This is a genomic window from Sphaerisporangium sp. NPDC005289, from assembly GCF_040607455.1.
In the GTDB taxonomy this organism is placed as follows: Bacteria; Actinomycetota; Actinomycetes; order Streptosporangiales; family Streptosporangiaceae; genus Sphaerisporangium; species Sphaerisporangium rhizosphaerae.
In genome coordinates this window covers 230136-252731 of the sequence record NZ_JBEXGS010000004.1, presented here as the reverse complement: position 1 = coordinate 252731, position 22596 = coordinate 230136, and the positions used below count along the sequence as shown (strand labels likewise).

Here is a 22596-nt window from a genome sequence, read left to right as displayed (position 1 = left end):
TTTTCCACAATCATCACGATTTTGGGGGACTAATCGGCCTGGGCATGTGGTCCTTGTGGCCGATGCGGGAGCCTACCGGAGGCCGTATTGTTCGCGGTATGCACCCCACCAACGGCCACGGGGGCCCAGGATCGGGGCCACCGGGAGGCTCTTCCCCCCAGCCTGGTGATCAGAATGGGCCGACGGTGCCACGTCCCCACCAGCTGGACCCGAACGGCCCCACGGCCCCACGGCCCCGCCAGGCGGCGCGGCCGTTGCCGGAGCAGGGACGGCCGCACCACGAGCAGGGACGGGCGCACCAGGAGCAGGGGCAGCCGTGGCCCGGCCAGGGCCGGCCGCGCCCCGCGCAAGACCCCACGCAGAGGCAAGAGCCCACGCAGAGGCACGGGCCCGCGCAAGGGCAGGGGCCCGCGCAGGGTCGGCGTCCCCGGCCCGAGCAAGGACGTCCCCCGTACGCCCCGCCGAACCCCCGGCCGGCCGCAGACCCGTTCTTTCCGCCTCATCTCGACCAGCACGGGCTGGCCCCCTACTCCCGCCCGGCGCCCCCCGGCCCGTACGGCGCTCCGGGGCCCGCCGGCCCGCACGGCCACCCCTACCAGCCGCCGTTCCCGCCCCGCGTCCCGCCGCCGGCGCCGTCGGGCAACGGCGCCGCGAGCGTCCTGTGGGCCCTCGCGCCGCTGCTGACCTGCGGCGCCGCCACGCCGTTCACCATGGCGTACGCGGCGGCGAAGCTGCGCAGCACGATGCTGGCGCTGTCCGCGGCGATCTACGCCATCGGCATGGTCGCCTTCGTGGTCGGGCTGGCGGACAACGGCTCCGACTTCGCGGAGGCCCTCGCGGTCATCGGCTCGACCGGCAGCTGGCTCGGCGGCACGATCCACTCGCTGGTCATCCGCAGGAAGGTCTTCGAACGCACGGAGACGCCCAACGACCATGCCGTGGCCTTCGCCCAGCACCGCCGCGAACTGCGCCAGCAGGCCCGCGAGCTGGTGGAGCGCGACCCGTCGCTGGCCCGTGAGCTGCGCATCGGGCGTCCCGACCTGCCCCGGCAGTACGACGACGGCGGGCTGGTCGACGTCAACCACGCGCCCGTGAACGTGATCGCCGGCCTGCCGGGCATGACGCCCGAGCTCGCCGAGCGGGTGGCCGAGGTGCGGGCGAACGTCGGCGGGTTCATCTCGGCCGAGGACATGTCCATCGCCGTCGACCTGCCGCCCCGTCTCACCGCCGAACTCCTGGAGATGACCATCTACCTGCCCTGACCGGCAAAAACCTGCACAAGCCCGTCTATCCCCGTAATCTTCGCGATATGCACCCAGGCAGGCCCTCGCAGTCCACCACCGCGATCAGCTTCGTATGGGCTCTGGCTCCGGTGTTCACCTGCGGATTCGCGACGCCCTTCACCATCGCGTACGCGGCCTACCGCAAGCGCGCCCCGATGATCGCGGTGGCGGCGATGCTGTACTTCCTCAGCCTCTTCGTGATGTTCGTGCTCATCGTCGCCTATGACAGCGTCGACAACTACCCCGACTGGGCGGGCCTGCTCATCGTCGTCGGGCTGTTCACGAACTGGATCGGCGGGCCCATCCACTCACTGGCCATCCGCACCACGGTGTTCGCCCCCGGGGTCGCCGCCGCCGCGCCCTACCCGCCGCCGCGCCGGGACCACCACCCCGCGTACGCGCAGGGGCCCTACCCGCAGCGCCCCGCCTCGGGGCCCTACCCGCAGCAGAACCACGCCCCCCACCAGCGTCCCGGCCAGAACCACGCTCAGAGCCGGCCCCACGCCCAGCGGCGGCCCGAGCCCCCCTACCACCCCGGCGCCGTCCCCCCGCGTCATCCGGGTCCGGGCCAGGACTCCCGCCCCCCGTGGTCCCAGCACCAGCGGCCGCAGGACCAGCCGCAGCGGCCGCCGCAGGACCGGACGCGCTTCCTGACGCAGCAACACCAGGGACCGGCGGACCGGACGCCACAGAACCAGGGAACGCACGACCGGGGGTCGCAAAACTGGGGGTCGCAGGACCGAGCGCCGCAGAACCTGGCGCCGCAGGACCAGGGGCGGTATCCGCTGGACGGGCGGCCTCAGGACACCCCGTCCTCCGTACCCCCCTCGGCCGTGAACGCGCCCGTGGCGGCCCGGGTCACGGCCCCCGGCCCGTCCGGCTCGCGGGACGTCTCGACGATCCCCACCCAGGCGCCCGGCCCGCTGCCCGCCGGTGAGCCCGACCGCATCGGCCGCTACCGCCTGATCGGCAGCCTCGGGCAGGGCGGACAGGGCTCGGTGTACCTGGGCGAGACGCCCGACGGCACCCGGGTGGCCATCAAGATCCTGCACGCCCGGCTGGCCGCCGAGAACGGCGCGCAGCAGCGTTTCCTGCGCGAGGTGGAGGCGGCCCGCCGCGTGGCGCCGTTCTCGACGGCCCGGGTCATCGACGCCGACGTCGCCGACGAGCGGCTGTTCATCGTCAGCGAGTACGTCGAGGGCGCGTCGCTCGAGCAGCTGGTCCGCGACCGCGGCCCGCGCGGCCACGACGGCCTGGTGCGCCTGGCGCTGGGGACGGCCGGCGCGCTCGCCGCGATCCACCGGGCCGGCATCGTGCACCGCGACTTCAAGCCGAGCAACGTCCTGATCGGCGCGGACGGCCCGCGCGTGGTCGACTTCGGCATCGCCCGCGTGCTGGACAACGCCACCGCGACCGGCAGCGGGGTGCTGGGCACCCCGGCGTACATGTCGCCGGAGCAGGTCTCGGGCGAGCGCGTCGGGCCGGAGTCGGACATCTTCAGCTGGGCCGCCACGATGGTGTTCGCCGCGACCGGCCGCCCGGCCTTCGGCGAGGACAACATCGCGGCGGTGTTCCACCGCATCTTCACCAAGCAGCCCGACCTGTCCGCGCTGCCGGAGGCGCTCGCCCGGGTGGTCGGCACCTGCCTGGACAAGCGGCCGGAGAACCGTCCCAGCGCCTCGGACGTGATGCTCGCGATCGTGCAGTGACCTGCGGAGGGCCGGCTGAGGGACGACGCCGGCGCAGGAGGTAGATTGCCGTTCGCGCTGTTCGTCGTGTTCCGCCTACCGGAAGAGGTGTGAGGGTCATCTCCCAGCAGCCCGTCGATGCGACGCCCGACGCCGCCGCCCTGCACGAGGTGGTCCCCGGCGTGCTGGCCTGGGTCCAGCCGGACGGGACGTGGTGGCTGAACAACGCCGGAGTGGTGACGGGCGACGACGGCGTCGTCCTGATCGACACCTGCGCCACCGAGCGGCGTACCCGCCGCCTGCTGGACGCCGTGCGCGGGGCCACCGGCGACGCCGCGGTGCGCGTCGCCGTCAACACCCACCAGCACGGCGACCACGCCTACGGCAACAGCCTGCTGCCCGATTCCACCGTCATCGTGGGGCACGAGGCGATGCGCGAAGGGCTCCGGGTGGACCCGATCATCGACGGGTGCCCGCCGGTCTGGGCGCCGGTGCCCGACTGGGGCGGCGTGCGGCGCCGGTTGCCGTCCATCACGCTGCGCTCGGAGCTGACGGTGTTCACCGGCGAGCGCCGGGTGGAGCTGCGCCACCCCGGATACCCCGCGCACACCACCGGCGACGTGGTCGCCTGGCTGCCGGAGGAGCGGGTGCTGTTCTCCGGGGACCTGGTCTTCCACGGACTCACGCCGCTGGTGTTCATGGGGTCGGTCGAGGGGGCGCTGCGGTCGCTGGACTGGATGGCGGCCTTCCGGCCCGACCATGTCGTCCCCGGGCACGGCCCGCTGGTGGACGCGCGGGCGCTGCCGGAGGTGCTGGCGGCCCACGAACGGTACTACCGCCTGGTGCTGGACACCGCCGAGCGCGGGCGCAGGGACGGGCTGACGCCGCTGGAGGCCGCCAAGCGGTGCGACCTCGGCGAGTTCGCCGGGTGGGCGGACTCCGAGCGCCTGGTGCTCAACCTGCACCGCGCCTACCTGGACGCGGCCGGAGGCGGCGAGCTGGACCTACTACTGGCGTTCGGCGACGCCATCGCCTTCCACGGCGGCCCTCTGCCGACCTGCGTCTGATCGGGCGCGACACCCTTGCAGATCCGGCGGCGGCGCGCGCAGCGCGGCATGACTCCGTGTCCGGGGCACGACGGGCTCAGCCGGTCGTGCCCGTGGCGGGGTGCAGGCCGCCGGCGAGGAGCTGGAGCACCTCGACCAGGTCGCTTCCCGTCGGGACCGCCCGCGGGTCCACCAGCCACTGCGCCGCCAGGCCGCTGAGCATGACCTGGTAGAGCGCGCCGATCTTCTCGGCGGTGTGCTCGTCCGCGCCCACGCCGAGGTCGCCGATCAGCTCCGCCAGGCCGAGGCGCGCCTGCCGCCCGGACTCGGCGAACGCCTGGCGCAGCTCCGGGGTCTTGTCCATGTGGGCGACCAGTTCGAACTGGACGGCCCACAGCGGCCGGTTCTCCTCGAAGGACCTGACCACGGCCGTCCAGGCCGCCTCGAACCGCTGCCGCGGGGTCGCGGCCGGGTCCACCTGCGCCGACAGGATGCGGCCGAGATCTTCGCCCCACTCTTCGAGCGCCTGGAGCAGGGCCGCGTTGAGCAGCGCCTCCTTCGACCCGTAGTGGTAGCCGATCGCCGCGAGGCTCACCACTCCCGACGCGGCCGCGATGTCGCGCGCCGTCGTGCGCGCGTACCCCTTCTCGTACAGGCAGCGCTTGGCGCCCGCCAGCAGGTCTTCTCGATTGCCCATGGCTCGGAGTCTACACGCGTCTCATACATTCGTCTCGTACAAATGTATTGCACAGTTGACTGATACAGATGTACTGTTCGAGCGGAACAACACGCCGGGCCCGCTGAGGGACCGGCGGACGAACGCCGAGGCCCGCGCCGAGCGGGAGCGGCCGAGCCGATGGAGCCCCCCATGAAGAACCGCACCGTCCTGATCTCCGGCGCGGGCGTCGCCGGCACCGCGCTGGCCTACTGGCTGCGCCGCCACGGCTTCGCGCCCACCGTCGTCGAGCGGGCCCCCGCACTACGGGACGGCGGCTACAAGGTCGACATCCGCGGCGCCGCGGTGGAGGTCGTCCGGCGCATGGGCGTGCTCGACCAGATCCGCCGCGAGCGCACCGACGTCCGGCAGGGGTCGTTCGTGAACGCCGCGGGGCGACGGGTGGCGAGCATGGAGGGCGACGACTTCGGCGGCCGGACCGGCGAGGACGCCGAGCTCCTGCGCGGCGACCTCAACCGCACCCTGTACGACCTGACCAAGGACGACGTCGAGTACCTGTTCGACAGCTCGATCGCCGCCGTCGCCGACGCCGCGGGCGGGGTGCGCGTCACCTTCGACAGCGGCGAGACCCGCGAGTTCGACCTGGTGGTGGGCGCCGACGGCCTGCGCTCGGTCACCCGCCGCCTGGTCTTCGGCCCCGAGGAGGACTACGTCCACGACCTGGGCTACCACGTCTCGATCTTCAGCGTCGGCAACCACCTCGACCTCGACCGCGAGGAGGTCACCTACGTCTCCCCCGGCCGCACCGCGCTGATGTACAGCACCGCCAAGGACACCGGCGCCAAGGCCATGTTCCTGTTCGCCTCCGGCCCGCTCGAGTACGACCGCCGCGACCGCGAGCGCCAGCAGAGCCTCCTGGCCGCCGCCTACGCCACCGACACCTGGGAGGTGCCCCGGCTGCTCGCGGCGATGAGCTCCGCGCCGGACTTCTACTTCGACTCGGTCAGCCAGGTGCGCATGGACCGCTGGTCGAAGGGCCGCGTGGTCCTGCTCGGCGACGCCGGATACTGCGCCTCCCCGGCCTCCGGCCAGGGCACCAGCCTCGCCCTCGTCGGCGCGTACGTCCTGGCGGGCGAGCTGGCCGCCGCGGGCGGCGACCACGGGGCCGCGTTCGACCTCTACGAGAAGGAGATGCGGCACTTCGTGGAGGAGAACCAGAAGCTCGGGCCGCAGAACGTCAAGCACATGGTGCTCGGCAGCAGGGGGCTGATCCGCTTCCAGATGGCGATGCTGCGCATCATGCCCTACATGCCGGGCAAGGACCGCGTCATCGCTAAGATCCTGGAGCCGATCCACAAGGCCGCGAACGCCATCTCCCTGAAGGACTACTGAGGCGGCGACTCCAGGAGCGGCGCAGAGCGGAATGAATGATCTAATAGCGCCACAAACGCACAAAAGAGGGACAAAATGGAACAGCGACGTGTGGTGGTCTCCGGAGGAGGCACCGGCATCGGCCTGGCCACGGCGGACGTCTTCGCCGCGGAGGGAGCCCAGGTGGTCATCCTGGGCCGGCGCGGCGAGGTGCTGAAGGAGGCGGCGGCCAGGCTGAACACCGCCTACGACGCCGACCTGGTGAGCTGGCGGGCCACCGACCTGTCCGATCCGGCGCAGGCGCAGGAGGCCGCCGAGGCGATCGCCATGCAGGGCCCGGTCGACGTGGTGGTCACCAACGCGGGCGGGAACGTCGCCGCCTCCGACGACGGCACGCTGGCCGGCATCGCCGAGGGCTACCGCCGCAACTTCGAGGCCAACGTGCTGACGGCGGTCCTGCTCACCGAGGGCCTGCTGCCGTACCTGCGGCGGCCGGGCGGGCGCGTCGTCCACCTGTCCTCGATCGCCGCCGTCCGCGGCCCGGGGTCCTACGGCGGCGCCAAGGCGTCCCTGCACGCCTACACCTACGAGCTGGCGCAGCGCCTCGGGGCCGAGGGGATCACCGTGAACGCGGTCGCCCCCGGGTACGTCGCCGACACCGAGTTCTTCGGCGACCGCGCGACGCCGGAGTTCGTCCGGTCGCGCGTCGACCAGACCCTGGTCGGCAAGCCGGGCACGCCCGCCGAGGTGGCGGCCGCCATCAGGTACCTCGCCTCTCCGGAGGCCGGATACGTCACCGGCCAGATCCTGCACATCAACGGCGGCACCGTCTTCGGCCGCTAGCAGCCACCGGGCACGTTCACCCGGGTCGCCCGCCGCACGGCGGCGCCGGACTCGCCGTCCCCCTCCCGCCGACCCGGCGCCGGGAGAAAGGCCCACCCAGGGCGCGCGGAGCAGTGTGCCGGCGAGTGGCGGCGCGGGCGTTCAACTGAGGAAAAGGACCTTCACCACACCGGTGAGGGCCAGTTGGAGCAGGGCGAGGGGGACCAGGCCGATCCAGGCGAGCTTCTGGAGCTGGTCGGCGCGGAAGCGGGGGAAGCTGACGCGCACCCAGATCACCACGAACGCCAGCGCGAAGATCTTGATCAGCGTCCAGACCGGGCCTGGCAGCAGCGGCCCCTGCCAGCCGCCGAGGAACAGCACGGCCGTCAACGCCGACAACACCACGATGCCGACGTACTCCGACAGCAGGAACAACGCGAAGCGGATGCCGGTGTACTCGGTCATCGGGCCCATGATGATCTCCGAGTCGGCGATCGGCATGTCGAACGGGGGCCTGCGCAGCTCGGCGAGGCCGGCCACGAAGAACACCACCGCGCCGATGAGCTGCCACGGCAGCCACCACCAGCGCCAGGCCTCCACGATGCCGGGCAGCGACAGCGTGCCCGCCGCCATCGCCGCCGAGGAGGCCGCGAGCACCAGCGGCAGCTCGTAGGACATGAGCTGGGCCGCCGCCCGCATGCCGCCGAGCGCGGAGTACTTGTTGGCCGACGACCACCCCGCCATGATCGAGCCGAGCACGCCGACGCCCATCACGGCGAGCACGAAGAACACCCCGACGTCCAGGTCGGCGCCGAACAGGCCGGGGCCGACGGGGATGACGGCCATCACCACCAGGTAGGGCACCAGCGCCACCGCCGGGGCGATGGAGAACACCCACCGGTCGGCCGCCGCCGGGATGACGTCCTCCTTCTGGGCGAACTTCACCCCGTCGGCGATGAGCTGGGCCCAGCCGTGGAAGCCGCCCGCGTACATGGGGCCGAGGCGTGACTGCATGTGGGCCATGGCCTTGTGCTCGGTCTGGCCGACGATCAGCGGCAGCGTCAGGAAGGCGATGACGATCACCGCGAGGCGCAGCGCGACGTCCAGCACCTCAGCCATCGCCGTCCTCCCGTCCCTGCGAGCCGGCGGCCGGGCCTGCTTCGGGCCCGGGCCGTTCAGTGCGTTCAGCCCCCGCCGGGGGCCGCCGGGGCGGCGTTTCGCGGACGGCGCGCGGGCCCCGCACCGGCGGGGGCGCGGAGGCGTTCGGCCCCCAGTCGGCGGGGACGCCGGGCGGCAGGGTCTTGCGGCGGCTCGGCGAGCCCGCGCCGGACTCGCCGGGCTCCTTGGCGCCCGGCCACGGCTTGGCGACGCGGGCGGCGAGGATGAAGTCCTTGCGCAGCGGGTGCCCCTCGAAGCCGTCGGGCAGCAGCAGCGGCACCAGGTTGGGGTGTCCCTCGAAGATCACCCCGAACATCTCGAAGGTCTCGCGCTCGTGCCAGTCGGCGCCGCGGTACACGCCGGTGACGCTGGGCAGCCGCGGGTCGGCGCGCGGCACGCGGGTCCTGGCCAGTAGGTGGGCGTGCTCGACGGGGTCGAACAGGTGGGCGACGACCGAGAAGGCGTCCGGCGGTTCCTCCACGCCGGTCAGCCAGTCGAAGAACGCGCACCCGAGGCCGTCGCGGGCGAAGGTGAGCAGGTCGACCCAGTCGCCGGGGGCGACGTCCACGGTGAGCTGCCCGAAGGCGTCGGAGAGCTCGGCGCGGTCGCCGTAGCGCTCCTCGATGGCCGCCCTCACACCGTGCCGCCCTGCTCGGGGGCGGCGGCGTAGCGGTCGCCGAGGGACTCGGCGGCGATCTTCTCCTGGAGGCGCATGATGCCGTGCAGCAGGGCCTCCGGGCGGGGCGGGCAGCCGGGGACGTAGACGTCGACCGGGATGATCTGGTCGACGCCCTTGGTCACGCAGTAGGAGTCCCAGTAGGGGCCGCCGGAGTTGGAGCAGGCGCCGAAGGAGATCACGTACTTGGGGTCGGGCATCTGCTCGTAGAGACGCCGGACGGCCGGGGCCATCTTGTCCGAGACGGTGCCCGAGACGATCATGAGGTCGGCCTGCCTGGGCCCGTTGGCGAAGGGGATCACGCCGAACCTGATGAAGTCGTGGCGGCTCATCGAGGTGGCGATGAACTCGATCGCGCAACAGGCCAGCCCGAAGTTGAACACCCACAGGGAGTAGCGCCTGCCCCAGTTGAGGATGAAGCGCATCGGTTTCGGGGCGAGCCGGGACACCGGCCCGACGGTCGGCATCGGGAGATCGCTGGCTGCCATGAGGGCATTGTCTCCTTTCCGGCACCTCCGTGCGAGTGCCCCCCACCTGCGGACGGGAGCGTCCCGCCGTCGCGGGCGAGGGCGCGGCCCGTCAGGTCCAGGCGAGCACGCGCTTGCGCCAGGCGTACAGGATGCCGATGCCGATGAAGGCCAGGAAGACGAACATCTCGACCAGCGTGGCCATGCCGAACCCGGGTGCGGCGAAGACCGTCGCCCACGGGAACAGGAAGACGGCGTCCACCGCGAACACGACGTAGAGGTAGGTGAAGACGTAGTACCGGACCTGTGACTGCGCCCAGCCCTCGCCCACGGGGTCCACGCCGCATTCGTAGGTCGTGAGCTTGTCGGGCGTGGGACGGTCGGGCCGCAGCAGCCGGTTGACCAGAAGGCCGCCGGCGAACACGGCGACGCCGATCGCCATCAGCAGCGCCACAACGGCATAAGAGCCGAAATATCCGCCCACTCCGCCTCCTCCTTCGCCCGCCCGCGGAGCGCGTGCCCACGGCCTGACGTCGCGAGACCTCCAGCATCGGACAGGGAATAGCTGTCCGTCACCCGTCCACTACCCGTCGCGGTCAAAACCCAGTCTCTCATCACCTAAAATCCCAGTAAATGGGTATCTAAGGGTGCCTAGTGTGGCAGTCATGTCCCGTTTGCCCCTTGCCGGAGGTGTCGCGGCCGTCATCGCGATCACCGCCGGATGCGGGATGGCAATGCCCCTTTCCTCGCCCGACCTGCCCGCCACCGTGCCCGCGCAGCCCACGACGATCAACTTCGTCGACCCCGCCTCCATCCCCGAACTGGCCGTCCACACCACCTCCGACGACTCGGCGGGCCGCCGCGTCTTCGCCGGGTACCCCGCGCCGGCCTCGGCCCCCGCCCTCGGCGAGCGGCTCCGGCAGGTGACCGCGGCGGCCGTCCGCCGTTTCTCCGCGAGTCCCGGCGCCCGCCGGGGCGCGGCCGGGCCGTCCGAGCTCAACATCGGCTGGCAGGTGACGGCGGCCTCCGGCGGGGTGTTCGGCGTGCGCCTGCGCACCGGGACCTTCACCGGCGGGACCTGGCGCACCTCGCTGGCCACCTACTGGTACGACGGCGCGGACGGGCGCGTCCACGACTCGGCCGACCTGGTCAAGGACGCCAAGGCGCTGGACACGCTCGCCACGGTCGTCCGCGCCCGCCTCGGCACGTTCGGCCCGGGGATCACCGCGGGCGCGGTCCGGCCCGACCGCACGCTGTTCGACTCGCTCAACTTCAACCCGCACGGCGACCTGGTGGCCGAGTTCGACGACGGCCGGGTGGCCCCGGCGCGGATGGGGCGCATCGCGGTCGCCGTGCCCGGGCACGAGGCCGCCGCCCTGCTGTCGGACCTCGGGCGCCGCGTCATGAAGGCGGTGGACGCGGCCACGCCGCCGACCCTGGCCGCCTCACCCCCGCCGGAGTACTCGCCCTCCCCCGGGGACGACGACGCCGGCAACGGCGGCGGAGGCGGCGGAGGCGGCGCCAGCGGCGCCGGCGGCGGGTCCGACTGCTCGGTCACCAAGTGCGTGGCGCTGACCTTCGACGACGGACCTGGCCCGCGGACCGGCCCGCTGCTGTCCATCCTGGCCCGCTACGGCGCGCGCGCCACCTTCTTCGCCCTGGGCCCCAACGCCGAGGCGCGGCCCGACCTGCTGCGCCGGATCGCCGCCGCCGGGGACCTGATCGCCAACCATTCCTGGACGCACCGCGACCTGACCACGATGGACGTCCACCGGATCTCCGACGAACTGGACCGCACGCAGATCGCGGCCGGCATCGCCACCGGCCGCGCGCCCCGGCTGATGCGGGCGCCGTACGGCGACACCGACGCCAAGGTGGCCGCCGCGGCGCGCGCGCTGAACCTTTCAATCGTCGGATGGAGCGTGGACACCGCCGACGCCAGGGACCCCGACCCGCGGGCCGTCGCACGGCGGGCGGTCGACGGCGCCAGGCCCGGTTCGATCATCCTCATGCACGAGGCCGGCGCGGCCACCGCACAGGCGCTGCCACTGGTGCTGACGGGGCTGGAGAAGAAGGGGTACGCCTTCGTGACCGTACCCGAGCTGTACGGCTCGCGCCATATGGGACCGGGGCAGGTGTACGCCGGCGCCGACCCACCGCCGCGACGTGCGCGGACGCGGCGCCAGGAGGCCCCCGCGACCGTCCCGGACACCGACGGCGCCGCCTCTGGAATCACTCCATGAGGCGAGGCACTCGGAGTCATCGGGTGAAGGGACATATAGTTGGTGAGCGTGACCGGATACGTGCTCTACTCCCGCTTGCACGTTGATCTTTGCAGGCTTGCCGCGGGGCTGTGTACGAGGAACCGCCTCCGGTCGTGACCACGCCCCCCGCGGTGGTCACCGCCCCCGTGTCGATCTGAGCCACCCGGCCCACGGTGCCGGGCGCCTGCCATCGCCCCCGATGTCAGACCTGCTCCGGCACGCCCGAAAGATCGTTGCCGTCACCAGGGGACCCACGGTCACACCCCTGATCGACGCGCATGCGTAAAGAAGCCCGCGCAGCCCCAAGGGATCTAGCATGGAAATGAATACGTGCCACGAGCGACGGCGCCCAGGCGCGTCGAGGAGGACCGAGCTGTGACCAAGCAGGTTCAGCAACTCGACCGCGTGATCATTCGCTTCGCGGGCGACTCCGGCGACGGCATGCAGCTGACCGGTGATCGTTTCACGGCGGAGACCGCGCAGTTCGGGAACGACCTTTCCACCCTGCCCAACTTCCCCGCCGAGATCCGCGCCCCCGCAGGCACCCTCCCCGGCGTGTCGAGCTTCCAGCTCCACTTCGCCGACCACGACATCCTGACGCCCGGCGACGCCCCCAACGTCCTGGTCGCCATGAACCCCGCGGCGCTCAAGGCCAACATCGGCGACCTGCCCCGCGGCGCCGACCTCATCGTCAACACCGACGAGTTCACCAAGCGCAACCTGCAGAAGGTCGGCTACGCCGAGAGCCCGGTGGACAACGGCTCGCTCGGCGAGTGGCGCGTGCACGCCGTGCCGCTGACCTCGCTGACCGTCAAGGCGCTCGAGGGCTTCGACATCTCCAAGAAGGACGCCGAGCGGGCCAAGAACATGTTCGCCCTCGGCCTGCTGTCGTGGCTGTACCACCGGCCCACCGAGGGGACGATCAAGTTCCTGGAGCGCAAGTTCGCCAAGAAGCCCGACATCGCCAAGGCCAACATCGCGGCCTTCCAGGCGGGGTGGAACTTCGGCGAGACCACCGAGTCGTTCTCGGTGTCCTACGAGATCAAGCCGGCCACGCTGGCCCCGGGCCTGTACCGCAACATCTCGGGCAACCAGGCGCTGGCCTACGGCCTGATCGCGGCCTCGGTGCAGTCGAAGCTGCCGCTGTTCCTCGGGTCCTACCCGATCACGCCGGCCTCCGACATCCTGCACGAGCTGTCCAAGCACAAGCGGTTCGGCATCCGCACCTTCCAGGCGGAGGACGAGATCGCGGGCGTCGGCGCGGCGCTCGGCGCCGCGTTCGGCGGCGCGCTCGGCGTCACGACGACCTCCGGCCCGGGCGTGGCGCTGAAGGCCGAGACCGTGGGCCTGGCCGTCACCACCGAGCTGCCGCTGATCGTGGTGGACGTCCAGCGGGCCGGCCCCTCGACGGGCATGCCGACCAAGACCGAGCAGACCGACCTGCTCATGGCGATGTACGGCCGCAACGGCGAGTCGCCGGTGCCCATCGTGGCGCCCGCCACCCCGTCCGACTGCTTCGACGCGGCGATCGAGGCGGCGCGCATCGCCGTGAAGTACCGCACGCCCGTCATGCTGCTGTCCGACGGCTACCTGGCCAACGGCTCGGAGCCGTGGCGGCTGCCCGAGGTGGACGAGCTGCCCGACCTGTCGGTCGAGTTCACCGTGGAGCCGAACGGCGAGGACGGCGAGACCTACCTGCCGTTCAAGCGCGACCCGCAGACGCTGGCGCGTCCCTGGGCCGTCCCCGGCACCCCTGGCCTGGAGCACCGCATCGGCGGCATCGAGAAGGCCGACGGCACCGGCGACATCTCCTACGACCCGCACAACCACGACCTCATGGTCCGGCTGCGCCAGGGCAAGATCGACGGCATCGCGCAGGACATCCCGCCGCTCGAGGTGGACGACCCCGACGGCGACGCCCGCGTGCTGGTCATCGGCTGGGGCTCGACCTACGGGCCGATCGCCGCGGCCGTGCGGCGGGCCCGCGCGTCCGGCGGGAAGATCGCGCAGGCCCACTTCCGCCACCTGAACCCGCTCCCCGCCAACACCGGCGAGGTGCTGCGCTCCTACGACAAGGTGCTGCTGCCCGAGATCAACCTCGGCCAGCTCGCCCTGTTGCTGCGGGCGCGGTTCCTGGTGGACATCATCAGTTACAACCGCGTGCGCGGTCTTCCCTTCAAGGCCGAGGAGCTGGCCGGAGTGATCCAGGACGTGATCGACAGTGAGTGACATCGCGACGAACGGGCACACCGCGGAACCGATCGGCCGTGGCACCGGGCTCACCCTAATCCCCCGGGCCACCGAGAAGCAGACCCTGAAGGACTTCAAGAGCGACCAGGAGGTGCGCTGGTGCCCGGGCTGCGGTGACTACGCCATCCTCTCGGCCGTCCAGGGCTTCCTGCCCGAGCTCGGGCTCAAGCGCGAGAACATCGTGTTCGTCTCGGGCATCGGCTGCTCCTCCCGCTTCCCGTACTACCTGAACACCTACGGGTTCCACTCGATCCACGGCCGGGCGCCGGCGATCGCGACCGGTCTGGCCGCCTCCCGCCCCGACCTGTCGGTCTGGGTGATCACCGGAGACGGCGACGCGCTGTCGATCGGCGGCAACCACCTGATCCACGCGCTGCGCCGCAACGTCAACCTGAACATCCTGCTGTTCAACAACCGCATCTACGGGTTGACCAAGGGGCAGTACTCGCCGACCTCCGAGGTCGGCAAGATCACCAAGTCGACGCCGATGGGCTCGCTGGACAAGCCGTTCAACCCGATCTCGCTCGCCCTCGGCGCGGAGGCCAGCTTCGTGGCGCGCACCCTGGACTCCGACCGCAAGCACCTCACCTCGGTGCTGCGCGAGGCGGCGGCGCACCGCGGCACGAGCCTGGTCGAGATCTACCAGAACTGCAACATCTTCAACGACAACGCGTTCGAGGCGCTCAAGGACCCCGAGGTGCGCGACGACATCACGCTGCGCCTGGAGCACGGGCAGCCGATCGTCTCGGGCTCCAAGGCCGTGCGCCGCGGCCCGGACGGGCGCCTCGCGGTCGTCGACCGGGCCGGCGTGCCCGAGGACGAGATCGTGGTGCACGACGCGCACGACCCCGACCCCTCGGTCGCCTTCGCGCTGTCCCGGCTGGACGAGCCGGCGTTCGAGCACGTGCCGATCGGCATCTTCCGCTCGGTCGACCGCCCGGCGTACGACACGCTGATGAGCAGGCAGCTTCACGAGGCCGTCTCCGACCAGGGCGCCGGCCGGCTGGGCGACCTGCTGCGCGGCGGCGACACCTGGCGCGTCGGCTGACCAGGGGCGCATGACACGAAGGAGGCCCTCCACGCCACGGCGTGGAGGGCCTCCGGCGTTCTCCGGGATGGGCCCGGGGCCGGGTCAGCCGCCCTCGGGGACGGTCTTGCCGTCCTCCCAGACGTTGTTCTTCCACTCGTTGCCGGAGCCGTCCTTGTCCCAGTAGGCCACCGGGCCGTTGTAGCCGCCCTTGGCCCACACGTCCTTGCTGAAGACGTTGCCGACGACCTTGATGTTGGACGAGGTGCCCTTGCTGCCGGCGCCGCCGTAGACGGTGTAGCCGCCGCCGGCCAGGAAGTTGCCCTCGACGGTCACGTTGCGGACCACGCCGAAGTCCTGGAAGAGCGCGACCGCGCCGGTCTGCTCCAGCGTGTTGACCACCGTGTTGCCGCGGATCACCAGCTTGGCCCCGGACGGCGGCCCGCTGGTGCACATGATCATGTCGGTGTGGTCGCCGGAGTAGTACTTCGGATCGTGGATGTAGGAGTCCTCGATCAGGCCCTGCTCGGTCAGGATGCCGTTGCTGATGGTGTGGATGTCCACCCGGCGCACGGTCAGGTCGCCGCCCTGGTTGAGGATGCCGAACTGGGTGCGCTGCTTGCCGTCGCCGAACACCTCGGTGTCCTCGACGGTGAGCCCGCTGTGCCCGCTGCGCTGGATGATGCCCCAGTCGCCGGGCGCCGCGGCGACCCGGGTGTTGCGGATCGTCACATCGTCGGCCTCGACGTTGATCTCGCCCTTGACCTCCATGCCGTCGATCACCGTGCCGTCCTTGGTGACCGTGATCGACTTGCTGTCCTTGAGGCTCACGCCGGACGGCACGCCGGTGTCACCGGCCCCGGGGAAGCCGCCGGCGGGCGGCGGGGTGGTGGTCTGGGTCGGCTTGGGGGTGGCGGACGGCTCTCTGGTGGGCTGCCTGGTCGGGTCCGGGGTCAGCGACGGCCTCGGGGTGGCGCTCGGGGAGGCCTTGGGCGTCGGGCTGACGGACGGCTTCGGCGTGCCGCTCGCGGTCGGCGACTCCGAGGCGTCGGAGGTGTGGCTGCGCGTCGGGCTGGACGAGGGGCTCGGGGACCCGTCGGCCGTGGGAGTGGTGGTGACCCCGCCGGTCGGCCCCTCGCTGACGGTCGGGCTCGCCGAGCCCTCGGGCGAGGAGGTCGGCGAGACGCTCGGGTCGCCCGGCGCCGGGGAGTCGGAGGGCCGCGGGTAGTGGCGCTCCCGGTGCCGGAAGATGACGTCGACCCAGTAGCTCACCCGCCTGTGGTGCACGCGCGAGGGGAAGGCCGCCTTGGCGGAGGGGGCGAACACCCCCGCCTGCGCGGTCAGCGGCCCGGAGACGACCGGTTCGTCGAACACGCCGGGCGAGGCGACGTACCCGCCGTTGGTCGTGTGGTACGACACCGTGTAGACGCGGCCCGCGACGATCGGCACGGGCCGGTCGAACATCGCCTGCTGCCAGCCGCTCTTGGTCTCGCCGGTGAAGCTCACCTTGGCCAGCAGCTTCCTGTCGGAGCCCCACAGGCTGCCGCGGTGCGTGCCGCGCTCGGCGGCCGGCTTGTAGAACCGCATGCCGGCGACCTCGCCGTCGCGGGCGGCCTTGAAGCGGGTGCCGAGTTCGAGCGGGGTGTGCTCGTCCTGGACGGCGGCCTTCACCTTGCGCGACTTCCACAGGCTGGTCTCCAGCGTCACCTCCGCCGCGACGGGGGCGGCGGCGACCGGCGGCGCGGTGGTCTCACGGTTGACGACCACCACGGTCACGGTGGCCCCGAGCACCGCCGCCCCGGCCAGCAGGGTCACCCATCCCGTGACGGGGAAACGGCGTGACCCGGTCGATCTCGTCTCGGCGGACGCCGCGCGGCGCCGGGGGCGCCGGGGGCGCCGTCCGTCCGCGTGCCGGGAATCGCTCACTGGCCCGAGCCTCCACCTCCGGCGCTCGCGGACGCCGGACTCCGATCATGTTCAAGTCGAGGCCATTGTTGCGGTTGGGAAACGACGAGACAACCAGATCCCGCCTTTTATCCCGGCAATAGCGCTAAATCAGCATGAGAACCGGGATTTCGATGCCACAATCGCCGGATTCATCACACCCAAAACCGCCCGTCACCTCATGATCACTGCGTGTGCGCCACTCCGGCTCCGGCCCCGCGGGCCGCGCGCAGGCCGGCGTAGTGCGCGAGGCAGTCCTCGTACAGCGGCAGCATCCCCTTGTCGCGCGCCTCGGCCAGCGTGGGCGCGGCGGCGTCCTTGGCCGACAGCAGCGGCTCGACATCGGCGGGCCACTCGATGCCGAGGTCGGGGTCCAGCGGGTGCAGGCCGTGCTCCCCGGCGGGGTTGTAGGGCTCGGAGCACATGTAGACGACGGTCGCCCGGTCGCTCAGCGCCATGAAGGCGTGCCCCACCCCCTCGCCGATGTAGACGCCGCGCCGGGTGCGGTCGTCGAGCTCCACGGCCTGCCACATGCCGAAGGTGGGCGAGCCGACCCGGATGTCCACGGTCACGTCCAGGACGCTGCCGCTGACGCACGTGACGTACTTGGCCTGCCCCGGCGGCACGTCCGCGAAGTGCACGCCGCGCAGCACGCCGCGCCGGGAGACCGAGCAGTTGGCCTGCGCCAGCCTCAGGTCATGGCCGGCGAGGTCCGACAGCCGGTCCGCGCGGTACCACTCGAGGAAGGCCCCTCTGTCGTCCTCGTGGACGGCGGGGGTCAGCAGGTAGGTGTCTTCGATCTTCAATCGTTCCACGAGGCCAAGCGTGACAGCTCCGATCTCAGTGCGCTATCGAATGACGGCGGCGCGTGCTGCGTCCGGACCGGGTCGTGCGATAGTTGGGCGGTTCCGTTGGAACGTGCCCAACCAGCGGAGCCAATGGCAGCCAGCTCCACACCCCCCATCGCACTCCTCGCCAAGGAGAGACCATGAGCCGTCTGAACGCGCTGCGCAGCCGTTTCGTCGACGCCCCCGACTCGCTCGGCGCCAAGGCGCGGGCCCGTCGATGGAACTGGTTCGCGCAGAGCTTCCCCGACCTGTCGGAAATGTCGGTCATCGACCTCGGCGGCACGGCCGGCGCCTGGCTGCGCGCGCCGGTGCGTCCGGCCCACGTGCACGTCGTGAACCTCGAGAAGCCCCCGACGGAGCTTCCCGGCTGGCTGAGGGCCGACGTGGCCGACGCCTGCGAGCTGCCGGCCGCCATCCTGGACACCAAGTACGACCTGGTGTTCTCCAACGCCGTCATCGAGCACGTCGGCGGGCACCTCCGCCGCCAGATGTTCGCCGACTCCGTGCACCGCCTCGCCGGACGCCACTGGGTGCAGACCCCCTACCGCTACTTCCCCGTGGAGCCGCACTTCCTGTTCCCCGGCTTCCAGTACCTCCCCATCGCCGTGCGCACGTCCCTGCTGCGCCGCTGGCCGCTGGTGCACACGCCCACCTCCGACCGCGAGGCGGCGCGCAACATCGTGATGGAGGTCGAGCTGCTCAGCATCACCGAGATGCGGCACTACTTCCCCTCCTCCCAGATCCGGTTCGAGCGGCTCGGCGGTCTGGTCAAGTCGGTCATCGCGGTCCAGGCCCGCTGACCCCGGCCGGGCGGGCGCGGCACGCGCGTCAGTGCCCTCGTGTTACGGATGGGACGCATGTGACCGCGGTTGGCGGCACCGCGTAAACCGGTCCACACGCCCGGACGTCGTTCTCGTCGGGACCACGCTCCACAGCGTGAGCACCACCGGGGCAAGCGACCCTTTTCGAAATCACGTGGGAGCTTCATGAAATCGCGCAGTGCCGCGCGCCGACACAGGTCGGCTTTCGCAGCAGCGGCGTTGACTCTCGCCGCACTCCTGTCGACCCCCGCCGCGCCGGCGCAGGCGATGGGTCCCTGCGACGCGGGCGGCAACAAGATCACCTGTGAGAACGAGATCACAGGCAGCGACCGGTCGGAGTGGGACACCAATCCGCACGGGACGGTCGAGGGCTACGGCGACCAGATGAGCGTCAACGTCGGCCAGACCATCAACTTCAAGATCCGGTCCACCGCGCTGAACCTGCAGGTGGACATCTACCGCATGGGGTACTACCAGGGCAAAGGCGCGCGCAAGGTCATCACCGTGCCCGCCACCACCTCGGTCTCCCGCAACCAGCCGCACTGCCCCGAGAACACCACCACCGGCGAGGTCGCCTGTGGCTGGGGCACGGCGGCGAGCTGGACCGTTCCCACCACGTCCGTCTCGGGCATCTACTTCGCCCACGTGATCCGTACCGACACCAACGACGACACCCACATCGTCTTCGTGGTCCGAGACGACGCGAGCACCTCCGACGTGTTGTTCCGCACCTCCGACAGCACCTGGCAGGCCTACAACTCCTGGGGCGACATCACCGCCACCGAGGACAACCCGAACAAGGTGCTCAACAGCCTCTACCGGGGCGACAGCGTCATCGCGCCGGGCCGGGCGGTCAAGGTCAGCTACAACCGCCCGTTCAACACCCGTGAGTCCACGCCCTGGGGCCGCGACTTCGTCTTCGCCAACGAGTACCCGATGGTGCGCTGGCTGGAGGCCAACGGCTACAACGTGTCGTACATGTCGTCGCTGGACGCCGCGCGCAGCCCCGCCACGCTGCTCACCCACAAGTCGGTGCTGTCGGTGGGCCACGACGAGTACTGGTCGGGCGAAGAGCGCGCGGCCTTCGAGAACGCCCGTGACAACGGCGTGAACCTCGCCTTCTTCAGCGGCAACGAGGTCTACTGGAAGACCCGCTGGGAGAACTCCTACCGCACGCTGGTCTCCTACAAGGAGACCCACGCCAACGCCAAGATCGACCCGACGGCGAACGTCTGGACGGGCACCTGGCGCGACCCGCGGTTCAGCCCGCCGGCCGACGGCGGCAGGCCCGAGAACGCGCTGACCGGCACGCTGTTCACCGTCAACTGCACGACCTCCGACAACGGCTGCGAGGGCATCCCGCTGACCGTGCCGGTGGCCGACGGCAAGATGCGCTTCTGGCGCGGCACCGGGGTCGGCGGCCAGATCACCGGCTCGGTGAACATCCCGGGCGTCGTCGGGTACGAGTGGGACGAGGACCTCGACAACGGCTCGCGGCCCGCCGGCCTGGTGCCCATGTCGAGCACGACCGCGACCGCCGAGCAGGTGCTCATCGACTACGGCACCAACGTCGCGCAGAAGAGCGCCACCCACCGCATCACGTTCTACCGCGCCCCGAGCGGCGCCCTGGTGTTCGGCGCCGGGACGGTGCAGTGGTCGTGGGGCCTGGACGGCGAGCACGACAGCTACGACGACAACGACTACAGCAACCTCAACATCAAGCAGGCGACGGTCAACCTGTTCGCCGACATGGGGGTGCAGCCCAAGTCGCTCACCTCCGGGCTGAGCACCGCGGTCAAGTCCACCGACACCACCGCGCCGTCGGCCGCCATCAGCGCCCCGGCCGCCGGGGTGACGGTGAACAACGGCTCGACCGTCACCGTCAGCGGCACCGCCTCCGACGTCGGCGGCCAGGTCGGCGCCGTGGAGGTCTCCACCGACGGCGGCGCCACCTGGCACCCGGCCACCGGGCGAGGCACGTGGACCTACACGTGGAAGGTCACCGGAGTCGGCGCGACGACCATCAAGGCGCGCGCCGCCGACGACAGCGGCAACATCGGCGCGCAGGCCTCCCGCAACGTCACCGTCGACTGCCCGTGCAGCCTGTTCACCTCCTCCACCCAGCCCGCGAACCCGGCCGAGAACGACGGCAGCGCGCTGGAGCTCGGCGTGCGCTTCAAGCCGGCGGTGAACGGCTACCTGACCGGCGTGAAGTTCTACAAGGGCTCCGGCAACACCGGCACCCACACCGGCACCCTGTGGGACACCGCGGGCAACCCGCTGGCCACCGGCACCTTCTCCGGCGAGACCTCGACCGGCTGGCAGAAGCTCAACTTCGCCTCGCCGGTGTTCGTCACCGCCGGCACCGAGTACGTGGCCTCGTACTACGCGCCGAACGGCCACTACGCCGCCGACGCGAACTTCTTCCGCTACCAGCCGCTGACCAACGCGCCGCTGACCGCGCCGGCCGCCACCGGCACGGCGGGCAACGGCGTCTACCGGGCGGGGGCGGGCTTCCCCAACCAGACCTTCAACGGCGGCAACTACTACGTGGACGTCGTGTTCACCGTCAACGACGTCTACCCGCCGGCGGTCACCTCCGCCGTGCCGGTGCCCGGCTCGTCCAGCGTGCCGACCGGCGTGCAGCCGAAGGTCACCTTCGGCGAGCCGGTGCAGGCGGGCACCGCGACGTTCACGGTGAAGGACGCCACGCAGGCGACCGTCGCCGGCGCCGTGTCGCTGGACGCCTCCCGCAAGTCGCTGACCTTCGTGCCGTCGGCGCCGCTGGCGCCCGGCGAGCGGTTCACGGTCGCGGTGTCCGGCGCCAAGGACGACGCGAACAACACCATGACCCAGCCGTACACCTTCGCCTTCACCACGGCGAAGACCTGGACGGCCGGGCTGTGCCCGTGCACCATCTGGCCGGACGTCACCGTGCCCGACACCCCGAGCGTCAACGACTCCGGCTCGGTCGAGGTGGGCGTGAAGTTCCAGCCGGCGACCGACGGCTTCATCGAGGGCATCCGGTTCTACAAGGGCGCGGGCAACACCGGCACCCACACCGGCACCCTGTGGTCCTCGACCGGCGCGGAGCTGACCACGGCGACCTTCACCGACGAGTCGACGCAGGGCTGGCAGGAGGTGTACTTCGGCACGCCGTGGCCGGTGACCAAGGACACCACCTACGTCGCCTCCTACCACGCGCCGAACGGCCACTACTCGGGGACGGGCAACGGGCTGGCCTCGGCGGTGACCGCGATTCCGCTGCGCGCGCTCGCGAGCGGCACCAGCGGCGGCAACGGCGTCTACAAGTACGGCACGCGGTCCTACCCCGACCAGTCGTGGGGGGCGACCAACTACTGGGTGGACGTCATCTTCACCCGGCTCGCCGACACCGCCGCGCCCTACATCACGCTCAAGTCGCCCGACCACGGCGGCACGGGCGTGGCCACCGGCACGGCGGTGACCGCGACGTTCAGTGAGCCGATCAAGGAGAACACCGCCACGATCACGGTGAAGAACGCCGCCAACCAGGCGGTCGCCGGCACGCGGTCGCTGAACGAGGCGCGCACGCTGCTCACCTTCACCCCCGACTCCCCGCTGGCGCAGAGCACGACGTACACGGTCACGGTGAGCGGCGCCCTCGACGACGCCGACAACTCCATGACCACGACGTCGTGGTCGTTCACCACCGGCGGCCCGGCGAGCTGCCCGTGCTCGATCTGGGCGAGCAACGCCGTCCCGGCCAACCCGTCGAACGCCGACGCGGACGCCGTCGAGGTCGGGGTGAAGTTCACCGCCGAGATGGACGGCCAGGTCACCGGCGTCCGCTTCTACAAGGGGGCCGGCAACACCGGCGCCCACGTCGGCAACCTGTGGAGCGCCACCGGCACCCCGCTGGCCACCGGCACCTTCGTCAACGAGTCGGCCTCGGGCTGGCAGACCCTCCAGTTCGCCACCCCGGTGGACGTCGTGGCCGGGCAGGTGTACGTCGCCAGCTACCACGCGCCGAACGGGCACTACGCGGGCGACGGCGCGTACTTCAACGCCGGGCCGTACGCCAACTCCCCGCTGACCGCGGCGGCCAACGGCGGACCCGCGGGCGGCAACGGCGTCTACCGGTACGGGACCGACTCGGGGTTCCCGTCGGCCAGCTTCAACGGGGCCAACTACTGGGTGGACGTGCTGTTCACCCCGTCGAGTTAGTCCCGTCATCCGGGTGCGGTTCGATCGGCGGCGGGACCCCGCCGGCGAC

At 71.5% G+C, this 22596-nt stretch carries 18 protein-coding genes; 11 read left to right on the top strand and 7 right to left on the bottom strand.

Going from position 1 to position 22596, the window contains the following annotated elements; translation table 11 throughout:
- Window positions 1-185 precede the first annotated feature (185 nt).
- The 3 genes from ABZT47_RS09585 (at window position 186) to ABZT47_RS09575 (ending at window position 4038) form a co-directional block, all read left to right on the top strand.
- On the top strand, window positions 186-1262 hold the full coding sequence (locus ABZT47_RS09585; RefSeq protein WP_354838081.1) for a hypothetical protein: 1077 nt from the start codon (window positions 186-188) through the stop codon (window positions 1260-1262).
- A 47-nt stretch (window positions 1263-1309) separates the two neighbouring features.
- Window positions 1310-2992, top strand: coding sequence for a protein kinase (locus ABZT47_RS09580; protein ID WP_354838079.1), 1683 nt, complete (start codon window positions 1310-1312; stop codon window positions 2990-2992).
- Between the two features lie 89 nt (window positions 2993-3081).
- The gene (locus ABZT47_RS09575) at window positions 3082-4038 is read left to right on the top strand and encodes an MBL fold metallo-hydrolase (RefSeq protein WP_354838077.1); all 957 of its coding nucleotides are present in this window, start codon (window positions 3082-3084) and stop codon (window positions 4036-4038) included.
- A 76-nt stretch (window positions 4039-4114) separates the two neighbouring features.
- On the opposite strand, the gene ABZT47_RS09570 is transcribed toward ABZT47_RS09575, so the two are convergent.
- Window positions 4115-4714, bottom strand: coding sequence for a TetR/AcrR family transcriptional regulator (locus tag ABZT47_RS09570; RefSeq protein ID WP_354838075.1), 600 nt, complete (start codon window positions 4712-4714; stop codon window positions 4115-4117).
- Between the two features lie 171 nt (window positions 4715-4885).
- Here ABZT47_RS09570 and ABZT47_RS09565 point away from each other — a divergent pair, with 171 nt between their 5' ends.
- Both ABZT47_RS09565 and ABZT47_RS09560 read left to right on the top strand, forming a co-directional pair.
- Window positions 4886-6085 (top strand): FAD-dependent monooxygenase, encoded by a 1200-nt coding sequence (locus tag ABZT47_RS09565; RefSeq protein ID WP_354838073.1) that lies wholly within the window; start codon window positions 4886-4888, stop codon window positions 6083-6085.
- Window positions 6086-6160: 75 nt separating this feature from the next.
- A complete protein-coding gene (locus ABZT47_RS09560) occupies window positions 6161-6907 on the top strand; it encodes an SDR family oxidoreductase (RefSeq protein ID WP_354838071.1) in 747 nt (248 codons plus the stop codon).
- Between the two features lie 141 nt (window positions 6908-7048).
- Here the strand turns inward: ABZT47_RS09560 and ABZT47_RS09555 are convergent, their stop codons facing one another.
- From ABZT47_RS09555 to ndhC, 4 genes are all read right to left on the bottom strand, one after another.
- Window positions 7049-8005, bottom strand: coding sequence for a complex I subunit 1 family protein (locus ABZT47_RS09555; protein WP_354838069.1), 957 nt, complete (start codon window positions 8003-8005; stop codon window positions 7049-7051).
- Window positions 7998-8681 (bottom strand): NADH-quinone oxidoreductase subunit C, encoded by a 684-nt coding sequence (locus ABZT47_RS09550; RefSeq protein ID WP_354838067.1) that lies wholly within the window; start codon window positions 8679-8681, stop codon window positions 7998-8000. The genes ABZT47_RS09555 and ABZT47_RS09550 overlap by 8 nt, the downstream gene beginning before the upstream one ends.
- Complete coding sequence (locus ABZT47_RS09545; RefSeq protein ID WP_354838732.1) at window positions 8678-9145, bottom strand: NADH-quinone oxidoreductase subunit B family protein; 468 nt, start codon at window positions 9143-9145, stop codon at window positions 8678-8680. The genes ABZT47_RS09550 and ABZT47_RS09545 overlap by 4 nt, the downstream gene beginning before the upstream one ends.
- Before the next feature lie 154 nt (window positions 9146-9299).
- Window positions 9300-9671: an NADH-quinone oxidoreductase subunit A gene (gene ndhC / locus ABZT47_RS09540; protein ID WP_354838065.1), complete on the bottom strand. Its 372-nt coding sequence runs from the start codon at window positions 9669-9671 to the stop codon at window positions 9300-9302.
- Window positions 9672-9915: 244 nt separating this feature from the next.
- Here ndhC and ABZT47_RS09535 point away from each other — a divergent pair, with 244 nt between their 5' ends.
- The 4 genes from ABZT47_RS09535 (at window position 9916) to ABZT47_RS09520 (ending at window position 14749) form a co-directional block, all read left to right on the top strand.
- A complete protein-coding gene (locus ABZT47_RS09535) occupies window positions 9916-11430 on the top strand; it encodes a polysaccharide deacetylase family protein (RefSeq protein WP_354838063.1) in 1515 nt (504 codons plus the stop codon).
- Between the two features lie 42 nt (window positions 11431-11472).
- The gene (locus tag ABZT47_RS09530; protein ID WP_354838729.1) at window positions 11473-11568 is read left to right on the top strand and encodes a putative leader peptide; all 96 of its coding nucleotides are present in this window, start codon (window positions 11473-11475) and stop codon (window positions 11566-11568) included.
- Between the two features lie 258 nt (window positions 11569-11826).
- A complete protein-coding gene (locus tag ABZT47_RS09525; protein WP_354838061.1) occupies window positions 11827-13680 on the top strand; it encodes a 2-oxoacid:acceptor oxidoreductase subunit alpha in 1854 nt (617 codons plus the stop codon).
- Window positions 13681-13711: 31 nt separating this feature from the next.
- Window positions 13712-14749 (top strand): 2-oxoacid:ferredoxin oxidoreductase subunit beta, encoded by a 1038-nt coding sequence (locus ABZT47_RS09520; protein ID WP_354838725.1) that lies wholly within the window; start codon window positions 13712-13714, stop codon window positions 14747-14749.
- Window positions 14750-14833: 84 nt separating this feature from the next.
- On the opposite strand, the gene ABZT47_RS09515 is transcribed toward ABZT47_RS09520, so the two are convergent.
- Both ABZT47_RS09515 and rfbC read right to left on the bottom strand, forming a co-directional pair.
- Window positions 14834-16543: a DUF4082 domain-containing protein gene (locus tag ABZT47_RS09515; protein ID WP_354838059.1), complete on the bottom strand. Its 1710-nt coding sequence runs from the start codon at window positions 16541-16543 to the stop codon at window positions 14834-14836.
- A 314-nt stretch (window positions 16544-16857) separates the two neighbouring features.
- Window positions 16858-17487, bottom strand: coding sequence for a dTDP-4-dehydrorhamnose 3,5-epimerase (gene rfbC / locus ABZT47_RS09510; protein WP_354838057.1), 630 nt, complete (start codon window positions 17485-17487; stop codon window positions 16858-16860).
- A 173-nt stretch (window positions 17488-17660) separates the two neighbouring features.
- Here rfbC and ABZT47_RS09505 point away from each other — a divergent pair, with 173 nt between their 5' ends.
- Window positions 17661-18320, top strand: a complete 660-nt coding sequence (locus ABZT47_RS09505; RefSeq protein WP_354838055.1) for a class I SAM-dependent methyltransferase — start codon at window positions 17661-17663, stop codon at window positions 18318-18320.
- Between the two features lie 240 nt (window positions 18321-18560).
- Window positions 18561-22547: a DUF4082 domain-containing protein gene (locus tag ABZT47_RS09500; RefSeq protein ID WP_354838053.1), complete on the top strand. Its 3987-nt coding sequence runs from the start codon at window positions 18561-18563 to the stop codon at window positions 22545-22547.
- The last annotated feature ends 49 nt before the right edge of the window (window positions 22548-22596 follow it).